Source organism: Allobosea vaviloviae (assembly GCF_001298265.1).
GTDB lineage: Bacteria > Pseudomonadota > Alphaproteobacteria > Rhizobiales > Beijerinckiaceae > Allobosea > Allobosea vaviloviae_B.
Map to the genome: position 1 here is coordinate 14,404 of NZ_LGSZ01000047.1, position 15,139 is coordinate 29,542.

Below are 15,139 nucleotides of genomic sequence, written 5' to 3' on the forward strand. Positions count from 1 at the left end.
CCGGAAAAACGTGGCCCGCCCATGGACGCATACCTACCCCTAGCGGAGCGATTTGCCTAGTCGCGGGCAAGGGTTCACAAGCCCGATGCCGCCTGCACAAACCGGATTCGCCGCGTGAGCCTCGCCCTCCTTTGGATTCCCGCGACGATCGCGGCCTCGCTGCTGCAGACGGCGCGCAACCTCACCCAGCGCTCGCTGACCCAGATCATCGGCGTCGTCGGCGCGACGCAGGTGCGCTTCCTGTTCGGACTGCCCTTCGCGCTGATCTTTCTCGTCATCGTCTGCCTGGTTGCCGGCCGCCTGCCGCCGGAGATCGGCGCCAGGACCTTCTCCTATACGCTGTGGGGCGCGCTCACCCAGATCGCGGCGACGGCGCTGATGCTGGCGGCGATGCGCGATCGCTCCTTCGCGGTTGCCACCGCCTATACCAAGACCGAGCCCGTCCAGGTCGCCATCTTCGGCGCGCTGCTGCTGGGCGACGCGCTGACGCTCGCGAAATTCGCGGCCATCGTGCTCGCCACCATCGGCGTCGTCATGGTGTCCTGGAAGCCCGGCGAGAAGCTCAGCCGCGCGGGCCTTGGCCCGGCTGTGCTCGGTGTCGGCGCGGGCGCCTTCTTCGCGTTTTCGGCCATCGGCTATCGCGGCGGCATCCAGGCCCTGCCGGAGGGTGGCTTCTTCCTCCGCGCGACCACCATCCTGGCACTGGGCCTGTTCCTGCAGACGCTGATCCTGACCCTCTACATGCTGATCGCCAACCGGCAGGCGCTGGTCCTGAGCCTGCGCAACTGGCGCAAATCGCTCTCGGCAGGCTTCCTCGGCGCAGCCGCCTCGCAATGCTGGTTCATCGGCTTTTCGCTGACGAGCGCGGCCAATGTCCGCACGCTGGCACTGATCGAGGTGCCGCTGGCGCAGATCGCCTCGCGCCGCATCTTTTCCGAGGATACCAGCTGGCGCGAGATGCTCGGCATGGCCCTCATCGTCGGCGGCGTCGGCCTGCTGCTGCTGACCGCGCTGTAAGCCTTGCGGTCCGCATCATGGTCCCCCGTTCCGTGCACGACCGGAATGCATGACTGCCTGCTTGCGAGGCGCGGCCGGCAAGCGCACTTAAGACGATAAAGCCGCATAATGTCGGTATCGGAGAAAACGCCATGAGCGCTGCAATCGTCGGTTGGGCCCATACGCCGTTCGGCAAGCAGGATGCGGAGACGATCGAGAGCCTGATCGTCCGGGTCACGACGGACGCGCTGGTCGATGCCGGGATCACCGCCGACCAGGTCGACGAGATCGTGCTCGGCCATTTCAACGCCGGCTTCTCCGCCCAGGACTTCACCGCCTCGCTCGTGCTTCAGGCCGATCCGGCCCTGCGCTTCAAGCCCGCGACCCGCGTCGAGAACGCCTGCGCCACCGGCTCGGCCGCCGTCCAGCAGGGCGTGCGCGCGATCAAGGCGGGTGCGGCCAAGATCGTGCTCGTGGTCGGCGTCGAGCAGATGACGAGGACGCCCGGCCCCGAGATCGGCAAGAACCTGCTCAAGGCCTCCTATCTTCCCGAGGAAGGCGCCACGCAGGGCGGCTTCGCCGGCGTTTTCGGCGGCATTGCGGCCGCCTATTTCCAGCGCCATGGCGACCAGTCCGACGCGCTGGCGATGATCGCGGCCAAGAACCACAAGAACGGCGTCGACAATCCTTACGCCCAGATGCGCAAGGATCTCGGCTACGCCTTCTGCCGCGAGGAGAGCGAAAAGAACCCTTATGTGGCAGGGCCGCTGAAGCGCACCGACTGCTCGCTGGTCTCCGACGGCGCCGCCGCGATCGTCCTCGCCGACGAGGAGACCGCGCTGACCATGCGCCGCGCCGTCGGCTTCCGCGGCATGGCCCATGTCCAGGATTTCCTGCCGGTCTCAAAGCGCGACATCCTGAAGTTCGAAGGCGGCGCGCTGGCCTGGCAGAAGGCCCTCAGCGCAGCTGGCGTGACGCTGGAGGATCTCTCCTTCGTCGAGACGCATGACTGCTTCACCATCGCCGAGCTGCTCGAATACGAGGCGATGGGCCTGACGAAGGAAGGCGACGGCGCGCGCGCCATACAGGAAGGCTGGACCCAGAAGGACGGCAAGCTGCCGGTCAACGTCTCCGGCGGCCTCAAGGCCAAGGGCCACCCGATCGGCGCCACCGGCGTCTCGATGCATGTGCTCAGCGCCATGCAACTCGTCGGCGAGGCGCCGGAGGGCATGCAGCTCGCGGACGCCCGCCTCGGAGGCATCTTCAACATGGGCGGTTCGGCGGTGGCCAACTACGTCTCGGTGCTCGAGCGGATCAAGTGATCCGCTCGCCATCCCGCCAGACAATCGACTGATCCGCCTGTGCTCATCTTCCTGGCGCTGCTGCCGGCCTATTTCCTGTCGATCTTCTACCGCTCGTTCCTCAGTGTCATCGCCGGTCCGGTGATGACGGATCTCGCGATCGGCCCACGCGAGTTCGGTTTGCTGGGCGCCGCCTGGTTCAGCACCTTCGCCGTGTCGCAGTTCCCGATCGGCTGGGCGCTCGACCGGCTCGGCCCGCGCCGCACCGTCACGGCCACGATGACGATCGGCAGTGCCGGCGCCTTCCTGTTCGCCAACGCGACGGGAGCCTTGACCGGCACGCTGGCGATGGCGCTGATCGGGGTCGGCTGCGCGCCGATCTTCATGGCGAGCCTGTTCCTCTTCGCCCGCACGGCCGCGCCTGCACGATTCGCCTTCCTGACCTCGGTCTTCATCGGGCTGGGCTCTCTCGGAAACCTGGTCGGGGCCGCGCCGCTCGCCATCGCCGCCGCGCGCTATGGCTGGCGCCCCTCCATGCTGGCGATGGCGGCCTGCTTCATGGTCGCGACGGCTCTGGCGGGGCTTCTGATCCGCGATCCGCCACGGGCAGAGAGCGCGTCGGGCAAGGCCGAGGGACTGGTCGCCGGCCTCGCCAGCATACTCAAGCTGCGCCCGCTCTGGCTGCTCGCGCCGATCACGCTCACCGGCTACGCAATCCTGGCGACCGCGCGCGGCCTCTGGGTCGCGCCGTTCATGGCCGATGTGCATGGCTTCGACGCGGTTGCCGCCGGCAATGCCGCGACCGCCATGGCGCTGACCATGGTGGCGGGTGCCTTCATCTATGGCGGGCTGGAGAAATGGCTCGGGCGGGTCAAGCCTTTGGTGCTGTGGGGAACGATCGGCACGGCCGCAACCTTCGCGCTGCTCGCAAGCTTCGGCGCCTCCTCGGCGGCCATGGCGACCCTGCTCTTCGCCGTGATAGGCGCGGCCGGCTTCACCTATGCCATCCTGATGGCGCATGCGCGACTGTTCTTCCCGGCGCATCTGCTTGGGCGCGGCATGACCGCCGTGAACTTCCTCTTCATTTCCGGGGCCGCGCTGGCGCAGTCGGGCTCCGGCTGGTTCATCGCGGGCCAGCGCGCCGCCGGCCTCGACGCGGCGGCGACCTTCGCCCATCTGCATTGGATCTTCGCAGGCCTGTTGTTGGTCTCGGCAGCGGTCTATGCTTTCACGCCGGAGCGGCCGAAGCCATAGCAGCGATCCGCCCGCTTGTCGGCCTCAGCCTCCCGTATTACCTTCGGCAGCGTCGGTAATACGGAGGGTACGATGGCGACCACAGTCACCAGCAAGGGCCAGGTCACGATCCCCAAGGCCGTCCGCGATCGTCTGAGCATCGAGCCCGGAAATGCCGTCGAATTCAGGATGGACGCGGACGGGCGCATCGTCCTGGAGAAGGTGGGTGCCCCAACCAACAATCCGTTCGACAAGTGGCGTGGAATTCTGGCTCCAAGCCCGAGCACCGACGAGATCATGACGATGCTGCGTGGCGACGACTAGGTGACCCTGGTCGACACCAACATCCTGCTGGATCTTTTCACGAACGATCCGCGCTGGGCAGGCTGGTCTGGCGCACAGCTTGACCGTTTGGCACTCATCGGCCCGCTCGTCGTCAATGATATCGTCTATGCGGAGCTCTCCGTGAACTTCCCTGCGCCCGACGATATCGATGCACTGCTTGTTCAAATGGGAATCGTGCTGACGCCAACACCACGCGCCGCACTGTTTCTCGCAGGCAAAGCGTATCGCCGCTACCGGTTGTCAGGGGGGACGCGTACGGGAGTTTTGTCCGATTTCTTCATTGGCGCTCACGCGGCAGTCACGCAGGTTCCGCTCCTCACGCGCGACACCAAACGCTATTGCGCCTATTTCCCGACCCTACAACTGATCGCGCCCTGAACGGGCGACCGGCGCTAGCCTTCGCCCGGCGCGCGCGCCACGATCGCCAGCGCGTGAACCCGATCCGCCAGTTCCTGCGCCAGCGCCGCGTTGACGAGTCGGTGACGGTCGAGGCGGCTCTTGCCGACGAAGGCCTCGGACACGATATCGACCCTGAAATGGGTCTCGCCGCCCTCGCGCCAGCCGCCATGGCCCTGATGCTGGTGCGATTCGTCGATGACGGTCAGCCGTTGAGGCGAAAGTGCCCGTTCCAGCTTGTTGGTGATCCGTTCAGCCATTCCGGTCATGATCGCGCCACCGTTCTCACCGATCCGTTCGTCAGGCCGTGCTTCGCCCGGCCTCTACCCGCCGCGCAGGCGCATGCATGCTGCATCGCACTTGCCGGTTTCGATCCCGCGTCTCATAACCATTCGATCATGAACTTCAACTCGCGTCTGTTCGACCGCATCAGGATCGGCCCTTCCGTGGCGGAAGAGGTCAAGGATTCCGGCGCGCCGCATTGCGACCATCCCGGTTGCAAGCGGCCCGGCGAATTCCGCGCGCCTCAGGGGCGCGGGCGCGAGGGCAAGTTCTTCCTGTTCTGCATGGAGCATGTGAAGGCCTACAACGCGACCTACAACTATTTCGCCGGCATGAACGACGAAGCGCTGGCCGAATACGCCAAGGACGCGGCGATCGGCCACCGGCCGACCTGGAAGCTCGGCGTCAACTCCAAGGCCGCGCGCATGGCACAGCGCAACCGTACCACCAACGGCGAGCAGGAGGACGTCCAGGACGCCTTCAACATCTTCGGCAGCAGGCGCACCCAGCAGGCGGCACAGCCCGAGCCGCGCGTCGGCATCGTCGCCCGCAAGGCGCTGGAGGCGCTCGGTCTCGACGAGAACGCCGATTCCGTCGCGATCAAGGCCCGCTACAAGGAACTGGTGAAGCGCTTCCATCCCGATGCCAATGGCGGCGACCGGTCGCGCGAGGGCACGCTCCAGGAAATCCTGAAAGCCTACCAGCAGCTCAAAAGCACCGGCATGGTCTGAGCCGGCCCGCTCCAAGCTCTCAACTGTTGCCAAGCTGCGAGCGCTTGGCCCAGCCGGTCATCCGGTTTTCAACGACATCGACGATCGCGACCAGGAAGACGCCGAGCACGGCCAGCACCAGCAGCGCCGCGAAGATCAGCGGCACGTTGAAATCGGCCGAGGCGCGGGTGATCAGGTTGCCGAGCCCGAGATTGGACGCGTTCTGCTCGCCGATCACGGAGCCGACATAAGCCAACGTGATCGAGACCTTCAGCGCCCCGAACAGATAGGGCAGCGAGCGCGGAATCCCGACCTTGGTCATGATGTCCATGCGGCTGGCGCCGAGCGCCTTCAGCACGTCTTCGGTCTCCGGCTCGATCGTCGCCAGCCCCGTCGCCACATTGACCACGATCGGGAAGAACGAGATCACGAAGGCGGTCAGCACCGGCGGCAGCCAGCCGACGCCGAACCAGATCACCAGGATCGGCACGACCGCGACCTTCGGGATCGAGTTGAACCCGACCAGCAGCGGGTTCAGCCCCGCATAGATCAGCTTCGACGAGCCGACGAGAAGCCCCAGCGCCAGCCCGAACAGGATCGACAGCGCGAAGCCCAGCGAGGTCATCCAGAGCGTATGGAAGGCGTTGGTGTAGAGCGGCTTCTGGTACTGCACGAGCGCGCCCCAGATCGCCGAGGGCGGCGGCAGAATGAAGGACGAGATCGAGAGGGCACGGCAGGCGATCTCCCAGAGCGCGAAGAAGCCGAGCGTGAAGAGGTAAGGCGCGAGGCGGAGCCAGTTCGAGCGGGTCATGCCACCGCCCTCGCCTCGCGGATATGGCCGCGCAATTCGTGGACGATACCGGCGAATTCCGGCGTATAGGTGATGTCGAGATCGCGCGGTCTGGCAAAGCCGATCTCGCGCTCGGCGATGATCCGGCCCGGCCGCGCCGACATGCAGAACACCCGGTCGGCCAGGAACACAGCCTCGCGCAGGTCGTGTGTCACGAGGATCACGGTGACGCCGCGCTGCGCATGCAGGTCGCGGATCACGCACCAGAGTTCCTCGCGCGTGAAGGCGTCGAGCGCGCCGAACGGCTCGTCCAGCATCAGAAGCTTCGGCTCGTGGATCAGCGAGCGGCAGAGCGAGGCCCGCTGCTGCATGCCGCCCGAAAGCTGCCAGGGAAATTTCGAGCCCATCCCCTTGAGGCCGACCGTCTCCAGCAACCCCTCGGCCCGCGCGACATACTCGGCTTTGTTGGCGCGCAGCCGCGAGCGGTGCGGCTGCACGATCTCGAGCGGCAGCAGCAGGTTCTGCAGCGTGGTGCGCCAGGGCAGCATCACCGGGTTCTGGAACGCCATGCCGGTGATCTTGATCGGCGCGGTCACCTCGCTGCCGGCGACGATGACCGTGCCCGATTTCGGCCGCTGCAACCCGGTGGCGAGCTTCATCATCGTCGATTTGCCGCAGCCCGACGGGCCGACGATCGCGGCGAACTCGCCCTCTCGGATCTTCAGCGACAGCCCTTCGACGGCCGGAGGGCCATCGCCCCCACCATAGACATGGGTGACATCGTGAAGTTCGACGAAAGCGGTCAAGCGGGCTCTTTCCAAGCGCCGTCACCCCAGGCGGAGCCCTCGGGTCCGATCGTCGATCGGCCCAAGGATGAACTCCGCAGAGACCTGGGATCCATGCCGGAACGGTCAGGCATGGATCCCGGATCGGCGCCGCTGACGCGGCTTGTCCGGGATGACCGTTGAGGGTCGGTCTTGCGGAAACTCAGAACACCCGCTCGGCCGAGGCCGGCAGGAATGCGTCGGTGAAGGCTGCACCCGCCTTCGCCTTGTCCTTGAAGGTGAAGGTCAGGCCGATCTGATCCAGCGCCCGGTCCCAGCGCGCCTTGTCGATGCCGCCGAAGCCGTTCGCCTTGACCCAGGACGTCATCACGTTCTGCTCGAGCGTCATCTTGAGCCGCTCCAGTTCGACCTCGACCTTCGCGACATCGTTTCGCTTGATCACGAGCTGCGCGCCGAGTTCGGGATTGGCAACGGTGTCCTTGACGCTCTTGGTGATCGCCCGCAGCAGGCCGCGCACGGCCTCGGGCTTCTCGGCTGCGAATTTCGGCGAGACCATCACGACGTTGCCATAGAGCTCGACGCCATAATCCGACATCAGCATCACCACGATGTCGTCCACCGGCACGCCGCGCGACTTCAGGTTGATGTAGGACGAGTTGGCGAAGCCGAACACGGCATCGACCTCGCCCGACGCCAGCATCGGCTCGCGCACCGGAAACCCGACATTCTCCAGCCGGATCTTGCTGTCGTCGAGCTTGTTGACCGTCTTGAAGATCGGCCATTGCGCGAAGGCGGCATCGGCCGCAGGTGCCCCGAACTTCTTGCCCTCCAGGCTCTTCACATCCGCCGTCACGCCGCGGCTCTTTCTGCCGACGATCGAAAAGGGCGGCTTGTCATAGACCATCATCACGGCCTTGAGATCGATCGTCGGATTCTCGTCGCGGAAACGGATCAGCGAATTCACGTCGCCGAAGCCGGCATCATAGGTGCCCGACGCGACGCGCGGGATCGCCTCGCGCGAGCCGTTGCCGGTGTCGATGGTGACGTCGAGGCCCTCGGCTTTGAAATAGCCCTTCTCGATCGCCATCAGGAACAGCGCGGCCGGCCCCTCGAAGCGCCAGTCGAGCGTGAAGCGCACCGGTGTCTGCGCCTGCGCCGGCTGCGCGCCGCACAGGCCGGCGGCAAGAGCCGTCGCGGCCACCGCGCTCAGAACAGCGCGCCGGGACAGGAACGCGACGAGGGATGATACGCTGGACATCATGGGCTCCGGACGGACGGGCGGGACGGAAATCTCGAAAAAGCGCACGAGGCCCAGCAAACGCCATGCCGGGCGGCCTCACCTTTCAAGACTGGAGCAACGTCACGGCAGGTCAAGTTGAAAGCGGCACCTGAAAGCGGCGAACGCACAAAAGATCGGCAACAACGCCCTACAGCGGCAGTGCTCCGTCTGTCTTGACCTCCTCCATCACGGCGTAGGTCCGCGTCTCGCGCACGGCCGGCAGGGCCAGCAATACCTCGCCGAGGAAGCGGCGATAGGCGTTCATGTCGGCGACGCGGGTCTTGACCAGATAATCGAACCCGCCCGCCACCATATGACACTCCAGCACCTCCGGCGCCCGCTTCACCGCCGCAGCGAAGCGCTCGAAGGCGTCCGGCGTCGTCTTGTCGAGATAGACCTCGACGAAGACGAGCAGGTTGAGCCCGAGCTTGAGCGGATCGAGCGTCGCGCGGTAGCCGGTGATGTAACCCTCGCGCGTCAGGCGCTTGAGCCTTTCGCCCACCGCCGTCGGCGACAGGCCAACCTTCTCGGCCAGCTCGACACCGGCGATCCGGCCGTCTGCCTGGATCAGCGACAGGATGCGGCGGTCGGTTCGATCAAGCACTGGATAAATCTCCGGAACAAACTCCATGAGCGGGATAATATACAGCCATGGAGCCAAAACAGCCAATTGATATGACGCCGATACCGCACGATGCTTCAGATCATCCGTTTAACCGGTTCGGAGCTGCATCATGGCCACCCCTCTTCCGCCTTTTCGCGCCCCCTTTGCGCAGGATGACGGCGAGATCGCCGCACAGCTTCTGGCAGGCGCCCGCCGCGAACCAGCGGCCAAGGCGCGGATCGATGCCCGCGCGACCGGGCTGATCGAGGCGATCCGCACCCGCAAGGTCGGGCTGGGCGGCATCGAGGAATTGCTGCGGGAATACTCGCTCTCGACCCGCGAGGGCCTGGCCCTGATGGTGCTGGCCGAAGCGCTTCTGCGCGTACCCGACGCCGCCACCGCCGACCGGCTGATCGAGGACAAGCTCGGCCAGGGCGACTTCGCCCATCACGAATCGAAATCCGATGCCTTCCTCGTCTCGGCCTCCGCCTGGGCGCTCGGCATCACCGCCCGGGTCATCCAGCCGGGCGAGACGCCCACCAGCATCATCGGCGGCCTCGCCAAGCGCCTGGGCGTGCCGACCGTGCGCACCGCGACGCGGCAGGCGATGCGCGTCATGGGCAACCATTTCGTCCTCGGCCAGACGATTCAAGAGGCGCTGAAGCGCGCTGGCTCCAAGAGCGGCAAGCTCTACCGTTACTCCTTCGACATGCTGGGCGAAGGCGCCCGCACGCAAGCCGATGCCGACCGCTATTTCGCCTCCTACACGGCCGCCATCGACGCCATCGGTCGTTCGGCTGGCAACGAGCCGCTGCCGAACCGGCCCGGCATCTCGGTGAAGCTCTCGGCGCTGCATCCGCGCTATGACGCGACCAACCATGAGCGCGTGCTGGCCGAATTGACGCCGAAGGTGATCAAGCTGGCGCAGCAGGCCAAGGGCTACGATCTCAACTTCACCGTCGATGCCGAGGAGGCGGACCGGCTCGAGCTCTCGCTCGACGTCATCGACGCTGTCGTCGCCGATCCCTCCCTGGCGGATTGGGACGGCTTCGGTCTGGCGATCCAGGCCTATCAGAAGCGCGCCTCGGCGGTGATCGCCCATATCGGCTCGCTGGCTGAGAGGTATGATCGGCGCATGATGGTCCGCCTCGTCAAGGGCGCCTATTGGGACACAGAACTGAAGCGCGCCCAGGAACGGGGCCTGCCCGACTACCCGGTCTTCACCCGCAAGGCGATGACCGACCTGAACTACGAGGCCTGCGCCGCGCAGCTGCTGGCCCTGCGCCCGCGCATCATCCCGCAATTCGCCACCCATAACGCCCAGACCGTTGCGACGGTCGCAGAGATGGCGGGCGGTTCCGAGGGCTTCGAGTTCCAGCGCCTGCATGGCATGGGCGAGGCGCTCTACGAGAAGCTGCTGGCAGACGAGGGCGGCTTCGCCTGCCGCACCTATGCGCCGGTCGGCGGCCATCAGGACCTGCTCGCCTATCTCGTGCGCCGGCTCCTTGAAAACGGCGCCAACTCCTCCTTCGTCAGCGTCTCCGGCGATCCGGATGTGCCCGTCGCGCAATTGCTCGTGCCGCCCGCAGACATCATCGGCAATGCCGGGGCCGCGCGCCATCGCCGCATTCCGCTGCCAGCCGATCTCTTCGGCCCCTCCCGGAAAAACTCGGCCGGTGTCGAACTCGGCCATGCCGAAAGCCTCGACGCGCTGCTCGCGGAGATCAAGGCTGCCTCCGCCAAGCCCTTCCCGGAAGGCGGCCCGATCATCGACGGCGAGGCGATGGGCGGCACGGCACGCGACGTCCGCTCTCCGATCGACAACAAGGTCATCGGCCGCGTCCGCGAGGGCGATGCCGCCCTGGCCGAGGCCGCAATGAAGGCGGCGAAGGCGGGTTTTGCCGGCTGGAATGCGACGCCGGCCCGCACCCGCGCCGCCGCGCTACGCAAGGCTGCCGAGCTGATGGAGACGCGCCGTGGCCTGCTGCTCGCTTTGCTTCAGGCCGAGGCGGGCAAGACGCTCGACGACGCCATCTCGGAGGTGCGCGAGGCGGTCGATTTCTGCCGCTACTATGCTGCCGAGGCCGAGGCGAAATTCGCGACGCCGACCGCCCTTCCCGGCCCGACTGGCGAGGACAACCGCCTCGTCCTGCGCGGGCGCGGCCCGTTCCTGTGCATCGCGCCCTGGAACTTCCCGCTCGCGATCTTCACCGGCCAGATCGCGGCCGCACTCGTCACCGGCAACAGCGTCGTCGCCAAGCCGGCGCCGCAGACCCCGCTGATCGCGGCCGAGACCATCCGCTTGCTGCACGAAGCCGGCGTCCCGGCCTCGGCCCTGCATCTCGTGCCCGGAGACGGCGCGCTCGGCGCGGCCCTGGTCGCCCACAAGGACGTCGCTGGCGTCGCCTTCACCGGCTCGACCACAACCGCCCGCGCCATCAACCGCACGCTTGCGGCCAAGGACGGCCCGATCGTCCCGCTGATCGCCGAGACCGGCGGCCTCAACGCCATGATCGTCGATGCCACCGCTCTCGCCGAACAGGTTGCCGACGATGTCGTGATGTCGGCCTTCCGCTCCGCCGGGCAGCGCTGCTCGGCGCTGCGTCTGCTCGTGGTCCAGGACGACGTCGCCGACAAGATGCTGGAGATGATCACCGGCGCCGCCAAGGAGTTGAAGCTCGGCGACCCGCGCGCGATCGACACCCATATCGGCCCGGTCATCGATGCTGCCGCCAAGCAGCGGCTCGACGGCCATGTCGAGGCGATGCGCAAGCTCGGTCGCCTGACATGGGCTGGCGAGACACCGGCGCTCGGCGGTACCTTCGTCGCACCGCATGTGATTTCGCTGAACAGCATCGGGGAGCTGGCCAGTGAGCATTTCGGCCCGATCCTGCATGTCGTGCGCTGGACATCCGGCCAGCTGGACAAGGTCATCCACGACATCGAGGCGACCGGCTACGGCCTGACGCTCGGCATCCACTCGCGCATCGAGACCACGGTCGAGCAGGTCACGCGCGGGCTCTCGACCGGCAATATCTACGTCAACCGCAACATCATCGGCGCGGTGGTCGGCGTCCAACCCTTCGGCGGCCACGGCCTCTCCGGCACCGGCCCCAAGGCCGGCGGGCCGAACTACCTGATGCGCTTCGCCACCGAGCAGACGGTGACGATCAACACGGCCGCGGCCGGCGGCAATGCCAGCCTGATCGCGATGGGGGAGTGAGATCCGTCCTTCTCCCCTCCGGGGGAGAAGGTGGCAGCGCGTAGCGCTGACGGATGAGGGAAGAGCCTCGGCACAAATAAAAAAAGGCCGCTTGCGCGACCCTTCCCTCATCCGTCTGCTTCGCAGACACCTTCTCCCCGGAAGGGGAGAGGATTCACGCCGCCTTGCGCTGCTCGAAGACGTTCTTGAACTCGCGCAGCTGGACGAGCGCGTCATGCAGGCGCTTCTTCTCGTCTTCGTCATGCGAGCCGGTCAGCTTCGTCTCGGCGGTCAGGATTTCCTGATCCAGAACGGTGCTGTTCACATCCTCCAGGAAACGGCCCTGCTCGGCCAGGATCGTCGTCGAGGCGGCGTTGATCTCGACGAGACCGCCATTGACGAAGAATTCCTTGCCGTTGTCGCCGCTCGTCTGCACGAAGACGATGCCCGCCTTCAGCGTCGCGACCAGCGGCGCATGGCCGGCCAGCACCGTCATCTCACCCTCGGTCGAGGGGATGATGACGCTGACGACGTCGCCGGAGAACAGGATGCGCTCGGGCGAGACGAGTTCGAACTTGAAGGTGGCCATCGTATATTTCTCCTCGGCGCGTCATGGTCGGGCTTGACCCGACCATCTCGGAAACCAGCGTCCTCTGGTCATGAGATTCTCGGGGCAAGCCCGAGAATGACGCCGTCTTAAGCCCGCGGTATTGCTTACGCCGCTTCGGCCGCCAGGCGCTGGGCCTTCTCGATGGCTTCATCGATCGAGCCGACCATGTAGAAGGCCGCCTCCGGCAGGTGATCGTACTTGCCCTCGACCAGGCCCTTGAAGCCCTTGATCGTGTCTTCGAGCGCGACCAGCTTGCCCGGCGAGCCCGTGAAGATTTCGGCGACGAAGAAGGGCTGCGACAGGAAGCGCTCGATCTTGCGGGCGCGGGCGACCGAGATCTTGTCCTCTTCCGAGAGCTCGTCCATGCCCAGGATCGCGATGATGTCCTGCAGGGCCTTGTAGCGCTGGAGGATCTGCTGGACCTGGCGGGCGATGGCGTAGTGCTCCTCGCCGACGATCGCGGCCGACAGCATGCGCGAGGTCGAGTCGAGCGGGTCGACCGCCGGGTAGATGCCCTTTTCCGCGATCGAGCGCGACAGCACGGTCGTGGCGTCAAGGTGAGCAAACGAGGTGGCGGGCGCCGGGTCGGTCAGGTCGTCGGCGGGGACGTAAATCGCCTGCACCGAGGTGATCGAGCCCTTGTTGGTGGTGGTGATGCGCTCCTGCAGGTTGCCCATGTCCGTGGCGAGCGTGGGCTGATAGCCCACCGCCGACGGGATGCGGCCGAGCAGCGCCGACACTTCCGAGCCGGCCTGCGTGAAGCGGAAAATGTTGTCGACGAAGAACAGCACGTCCTGGCCCTTGTCGCGGAAGTCTTCCGCAACGGTGAGGCCCGACAGGGCGACGCGCATGCGGGCACCCGGGGGCTCGTTCATCTGGCCGTAAACCAGGGCGCACTTGGAGCCCTCGCCGCCGCCCTTCTTGTTCACGCCGGACTCGATCATCTCGTGATAGAGATCGTTGCCCTCCCGGGTGCGCTCGCCGACGCCGGCGAACACCGAGTAGCCGCCATGGGCCTTCGCCACGTTGTTGATCAGCTCCATGATCAGCACGGTCTTGCCGACGCCGGCGCCGCCGAACAGGCCGATCTTGCCGCCCTTGGCGTAAGGCGCGAGCAGGTCGACGACCTTGATGCCGGTGACCAGGATCTGCGCGTCCGTCGCCTGCTCGGCATAGGAGGGAGCCGGCTGGTGAATGCCGCGCGTGGCGGTGGTCAGGATCGGGCCAGCCTCGTCGACCGGCTCGCCGATGACGTTCATGATACGGCCGAGGCACTCGTCGCCAACGGGAACCATGATCGGGGAGCCGGTGTCGGTCACCGACTGGCCGCGGACCAGACCTTCGGTCGAGTCCATCGCGATGGTGCGGACCGTGTTCTCGCCGAGATGCTGGGCGACCTCGAGAACGAGGCGGTTGCCGAGATTGTTGGTCTCGAGCGCGTTCAGGATCTCAGGCAGCTCGCCGTCGAACTGCACGTCGACGACGGCGCCGATGACCTGCGCGACGCGGCCCGTGCCGGTGTTGGCGGGCTTGTCGGTGGCGGCGGTCTTCTTGGTAGCGGCTTTGGCCATGGTTTCGAACCTCGGGTACAGCGTGTCGGGTGGCCGGCATGCCGGCCTAATGGCTAGGCGTTTAGAGCGCTTCCGCGCCGGAGATGATCTCGATCAGTTCCTTGGTGATCATCGCCTGGCGCGAGCGGTTGTAGAGCTGCGTCTGCTTCTTGATCATTTCGCCGGCATTGCGCGTGGCGGAATCCATCGCCGACATGCGCGCGCCCTGCTCGGAAGCGGCATTCTCGAGGATGGCGCGCAGCACCTGCACCGTGAGGTTGCGCGGCAGCAGCGTCTCGAGGATCTCGCCCTCATCGGGCTCGTAATCATAGACGGCGTCGGTCTTGGGCGCCTCGGCGGGAATCTCCGCCGGAATGATGCGCTGGGCGGTGGGGATCTGCGAGATCACCGACTTGAAGCGAGAGAAGAACAGCGTCGCGACATCGAACTCGCCGGCGGCGAAACGCGCCAGGATGTTCTGGGCGATGCCCTCGGCATTGACGTAGCCGACCTGCTTGAAAGCGCGCAGGTCGATCAGTTCGATGATGTCCTTCTCGAACTGGCGGCGCAGGATATCGTATCCCTTCTTGCCGACGCAGATGATCTTGACGGTCTTGCCCTGCGCCTTGAGCGCATTCGCCTTGTCGCGCGCCAGACGGGCGATCGAGGAGTTGAAGGCGCCGCACAGGCCGCGCTCGGCCGTGCAGACCACCAGCAGATGCACCTTGTCGGAGCCGGTTCCGCCGATCAGGCGCGGCGCGCTCGAACCGGTGACGCCCGATGCCAGATTGGCCAGCACCGTCTCCATGCGCTCGGCGTAGGGACGCGCGGCTTCCGCCGCCGCCTGCGCCCGGCGCAGCTTGGCAGCCGCGACCATCTGCATGGCCTTGGTGATCTTCTGCGTCGCCTTCACGGAAGCGATGCGGTTTCGTAGGTCCTTCAATGAAGGCATAGGTTTTGTCTCACCCCGTCATGCTCGGGCACGTCCCGCGCATCCACGTCTGCACCCACTTCGATCCCACCGACGCCAGGCCCGAAGCGGGCAAGGCGTGGATG

At 66.2% G+C, this 15,139-nt stretch carries 15 protein-coding genes; 7 read left to right on the top strand and 8 right to left on the bottom strand.

All coding sequences use genetic code 11. From position 1 onward, the window contains the following. Nucleotides 1-114 precede the first annotated feature (114 nt). From AE618_RS15005 to AE618_RS15025, 5 genes are all read left to right on the top strand, one after another. Nucleotides 115-1,017 carry a DMT family transporter gene (locus AE618_RS15005; RefSeq protein WP_054209886.1) on the top strand — a complete coding sequence of 301 codons (903 nt, stop codon included), beginning with the start codon at nucleotides 115-117 and terminating at the stop codon, nucleotides 1,015-1,017. A gap of 131 nt (nucleotides 1,018-1,148) precedes the next feature. Beyond that, a complete protein-coding gene (locus AE618_RS15010; RefSeq protein WP_054209887.1) occupies nucleotides 1,149-2,318 on the top strand; it encodes an acetyl-CoA acetyltransferase in 1,170 nt (389 codons plus the stop codon). A gap of 39 nt (nucleotides 2,319-2,357) precedes the next feature. After that, nucleotides 2,358-3,551, top strand: coding sequence for an MFS transporter (locus AE618_RS15015; RefSeq protein ID WP_054209888.1), 1,194 nt, complete (start codon nucleotides 2,358-2,360; stop codon nucleotides 3,549-3,551). Nucleotides 3,552-3,623: 72 nt separating this feature from the next. Then, the gene (locus tag AE618_RS15020) at nucleotides 3,624-3,854 is read left to right on the top strand and encodes an AbrB/MazE/SpoVT family DNA-binding domain-containing protein (RefSeq protein WP_054209889.1); all 231 of its coding nucleotides are present in this window, start codon (nucleotides 3,624-3,626) and stop codon (nucleotides 3,852-3,854) included. Next, a complete protein-coding gene (locus tag AE618_RS15025) occupies nucleotides 3,855-4,253 on the top strand; it encodes a type II toxin-antitoxin system VapC family toxin (protein ID WP_054209890.1) in 399 nt (132 codons plus the stop codon). 14 nt (nucleotides 4,254-4,267) lie between these two features. Here the strand turns inward: AE618_RS15025 and AE618_RS15030 are convergent, their stop codons facing one another. Further along, nucleotides 4,268-4,540 carry a BolA family protein gene (locus AE618_RS15030; RefSeq protein WP_054209891.1) on the bottom strand — a complete coding sequence of 91 codons (273 nt, stop codon included), beginning with the start codon at nucleotides 4,538-4,540 and terminating at the stop codon, nucleotides 4,268-4,270. Nucleotides 4,541-4,669: 129 nt separating this feature from the next. On the opposite strand from AE618_RS15030, the gene AE618_RS15035 reads away from it, so the two are divergent. Beyond that, nucleotides 4,670-5,284 (top strand): DnaJ domain-containing protein, encoded by a 615-nt coding sequence (locus AE618_RS15035; protein ID WP_054209892.1) that lies wholly within the window; start codon nucleotides 4,670-4,672, stop codon nucleotides 5,282-5,284. 19 nt (nucleotides 5,285-5,303) lie between these two features. On the opposite strand, the gene AE618_RS15040 is transcribed toward AE618_RS15035, so the two are convergent. The 4 genes from AE618_RS15040 to AE618_RS15055 all read right to left on the bottom strand — a co-directional run bounded on the left by AE618_RS15040 (nucleotide 5,304) and on the right by AE618_RS15055 (nucleotide 8,748). After that, on the bottom strand, nucleotides 5,304-6,074 hold the full coding sequence (locus tag AE618_RS15040) for an ABC transporter permease (RefSeq protein WP_054209893.1): 771 nt from the start codon (nucleotides 6,072-6,074) through the stop codon (nucleotides 5,304-5,306). Then, nucleotides 6,071-6,859, bottom strand: coding sequence for an ABC transporter ATP-binding protein (locus AE618_RS15045; protein ID WP_054209894.1), 789 nt, complete (start codon nucleotides 6,857-6,859; stop codon nucleotides 6,071-6,073). The genes AE618_RS15040 and AE618_RS15045 overlap by 4 nt, the downstream gene beginning before the upstream one ends. Before the next feature lie 181 nt (nucleotides 6,860-7,040). After that, nucleotides 7,041-8,096: an ABC transporter substrate-binding protein gene (locus AE618_RS15050; RefSeq protein WP_054210087.1), complete on the bottom strand. Its 1,056-nt coding sequence runs from the start codon at nucleotides 8,094-8,096 to the stop codon at nucleotides 7,041-7,043. 169 nt (nucleotides 8,097-8,265) lie between these two features. Further along, complete coding sequence (locus AE618_RS15055) at nucleotides 8,266-8,748, bottom strand: Lrp/AsnC ligand binding domain-containing protein (protein ID WP_054209895.1); 483 nt, start codon at nucleotides 8,746-8,748, stop codon at nucleotides 8,266-8,268. A 103-nt stretch (nucleotides 8,749-8,851) separates the two neighbouring features. On the opposite strand from AE618_RS15055, the gene putA reads away from it, so the two are divergent. After that, nucleotides 8,852-11,944, top strand: a complete 3,093-nt coding sequence (gene putA, locus AE618_RS15060) for a bifunctional proline dehydrogenase/L-glutamate gamma-semialdehyde dehydrogenase PutA (protein WP_054209896.1) — start codon at nucleotides 8,852-8,854, stop codon at nucleotides 11,942-11,944. Nucleotides 11,945-12,098: 154 nt separating this feature from the next. Here the strand turns inward: putA and AE618_RS15065 are convergent, their stop codons facing one another. The 3 genes from AE618_RS15065 to AE618_RS15075 form a co-directional block, all read right to left on the bottom strand. Continuing rightward, a complete protein-coding gene (locus AE618_RS15065; RefSeq protein ID WP_054209897.1) occupies nucleotides 12,099-12,512 on the bottom strand; it encodes a F0F1 ATP synthase subunit epsilon in 414 nt (137 codons plus the stop codon). 125 nt (nucleotides 12,513-12,637) lie between these two features. Beyond that, entirely contained in the window at nucleotides 12,638-14,104 is a 1,467-nt protein-coding gene (atpD, locus tag AE618_RS15070) for a F0F1 ATP synthase subunit beta (protein WP_054209898.1), read from the bottom strand. Between the two features lie 61 nt (nucleotides 14,105-14,165). Then, nucleotides 14,166-15,035 (bottom strand): F0F1 ATP synthase subunit gamma, encoded by an 870-nt coding sequence (locus AE618_RS15075; protein WP_054209899.1) that lies wholly within the window; start codon nucleotides 15,033-15,035, stop codon nucleotides 14,166-14,168. Between the last annotated feature and the right edge of the window lie 104 nt (nucleotides 15,036-15,139).

Bases quoted from the DNA above. Each gene is read 5' to 3' on its own strand.
- AE618_RS15030 (WP_054209891.1), bottom strand. From the start codon at position 4,540: ATGACCGGAATGGCTGAACGGATCACCAACAAGCTGGAACGGGCACTT.
- putA (WP_054209896.1), top strand. From the start codon at position 8,852: ATGGCCACCCCTCTTCCGCCTTTTCGCGCCCCCTTTGCGCAGGATGAC.
- AE618_RS15040 (WP_054209893.1), bottom strand. From the start codon at position 6,074: ATGACCCGCTCGAACTGGCTCCGCCTCGCGCCTTACCTCTTCACGCTC.
- AE618_RS15065 (WP_054209897.1), bottom strand. From the start codon at position 12,512: ATGGCCACCTTCAAGTTCGAACTCGTCTCGCCCGAGCGCATCCTGTTC.
- AE618_RS15075 (WP_054209899.1), bottom strand. From the start codon at position 15,035: ATGCCTTCATTGAAGGACCTACGAAACCGCATCGCTTCCGTGAAGGCG.
- AE618_RS15055 (WP_054209895.1), bottom strand. From the start codon at position 8,748: ATGGAGTTTGTTCCGGAGATTTATCCAGTGCTTGATCGAACCGACCGC.
- AE618_RS15010 (WP_054209887.1), top strand. From the start codon at position 1,149: ATGAGCGCTGCAATCGTCGGTTGGGCCCATACGCCGTTCGGCAAGCAG.
- atpD (WP_054209898.1), bottom strand. From the start codon at position 14,104: ATGGCCAAAGCCGCTACCAAGAAGACCGCCGCCACCGACAAGCCCGCC.
- AE618_RS15050 (WP_054210087.1), bottom strand. From the start codon at position 8,096: ATGTCCAGCGTATCATCCCTCGTCGCGTTCCTGTCCCGGCGCGCTGTT.
- AE618_RS15035 (WP_054209892.1), top strand. From the start codon at position 4,670: ATGAACTTCAACTCGCGTCTGTTCGACCGCATCAGGATCGGCCCTTCC.
- AE618_RS15020 (WP_054209889.1), top strand. From the start codon at position 3,624: ATGGCGACCACAGTCACCAGCAAGGGCCAGGTCACGATCCCCAAGGCC.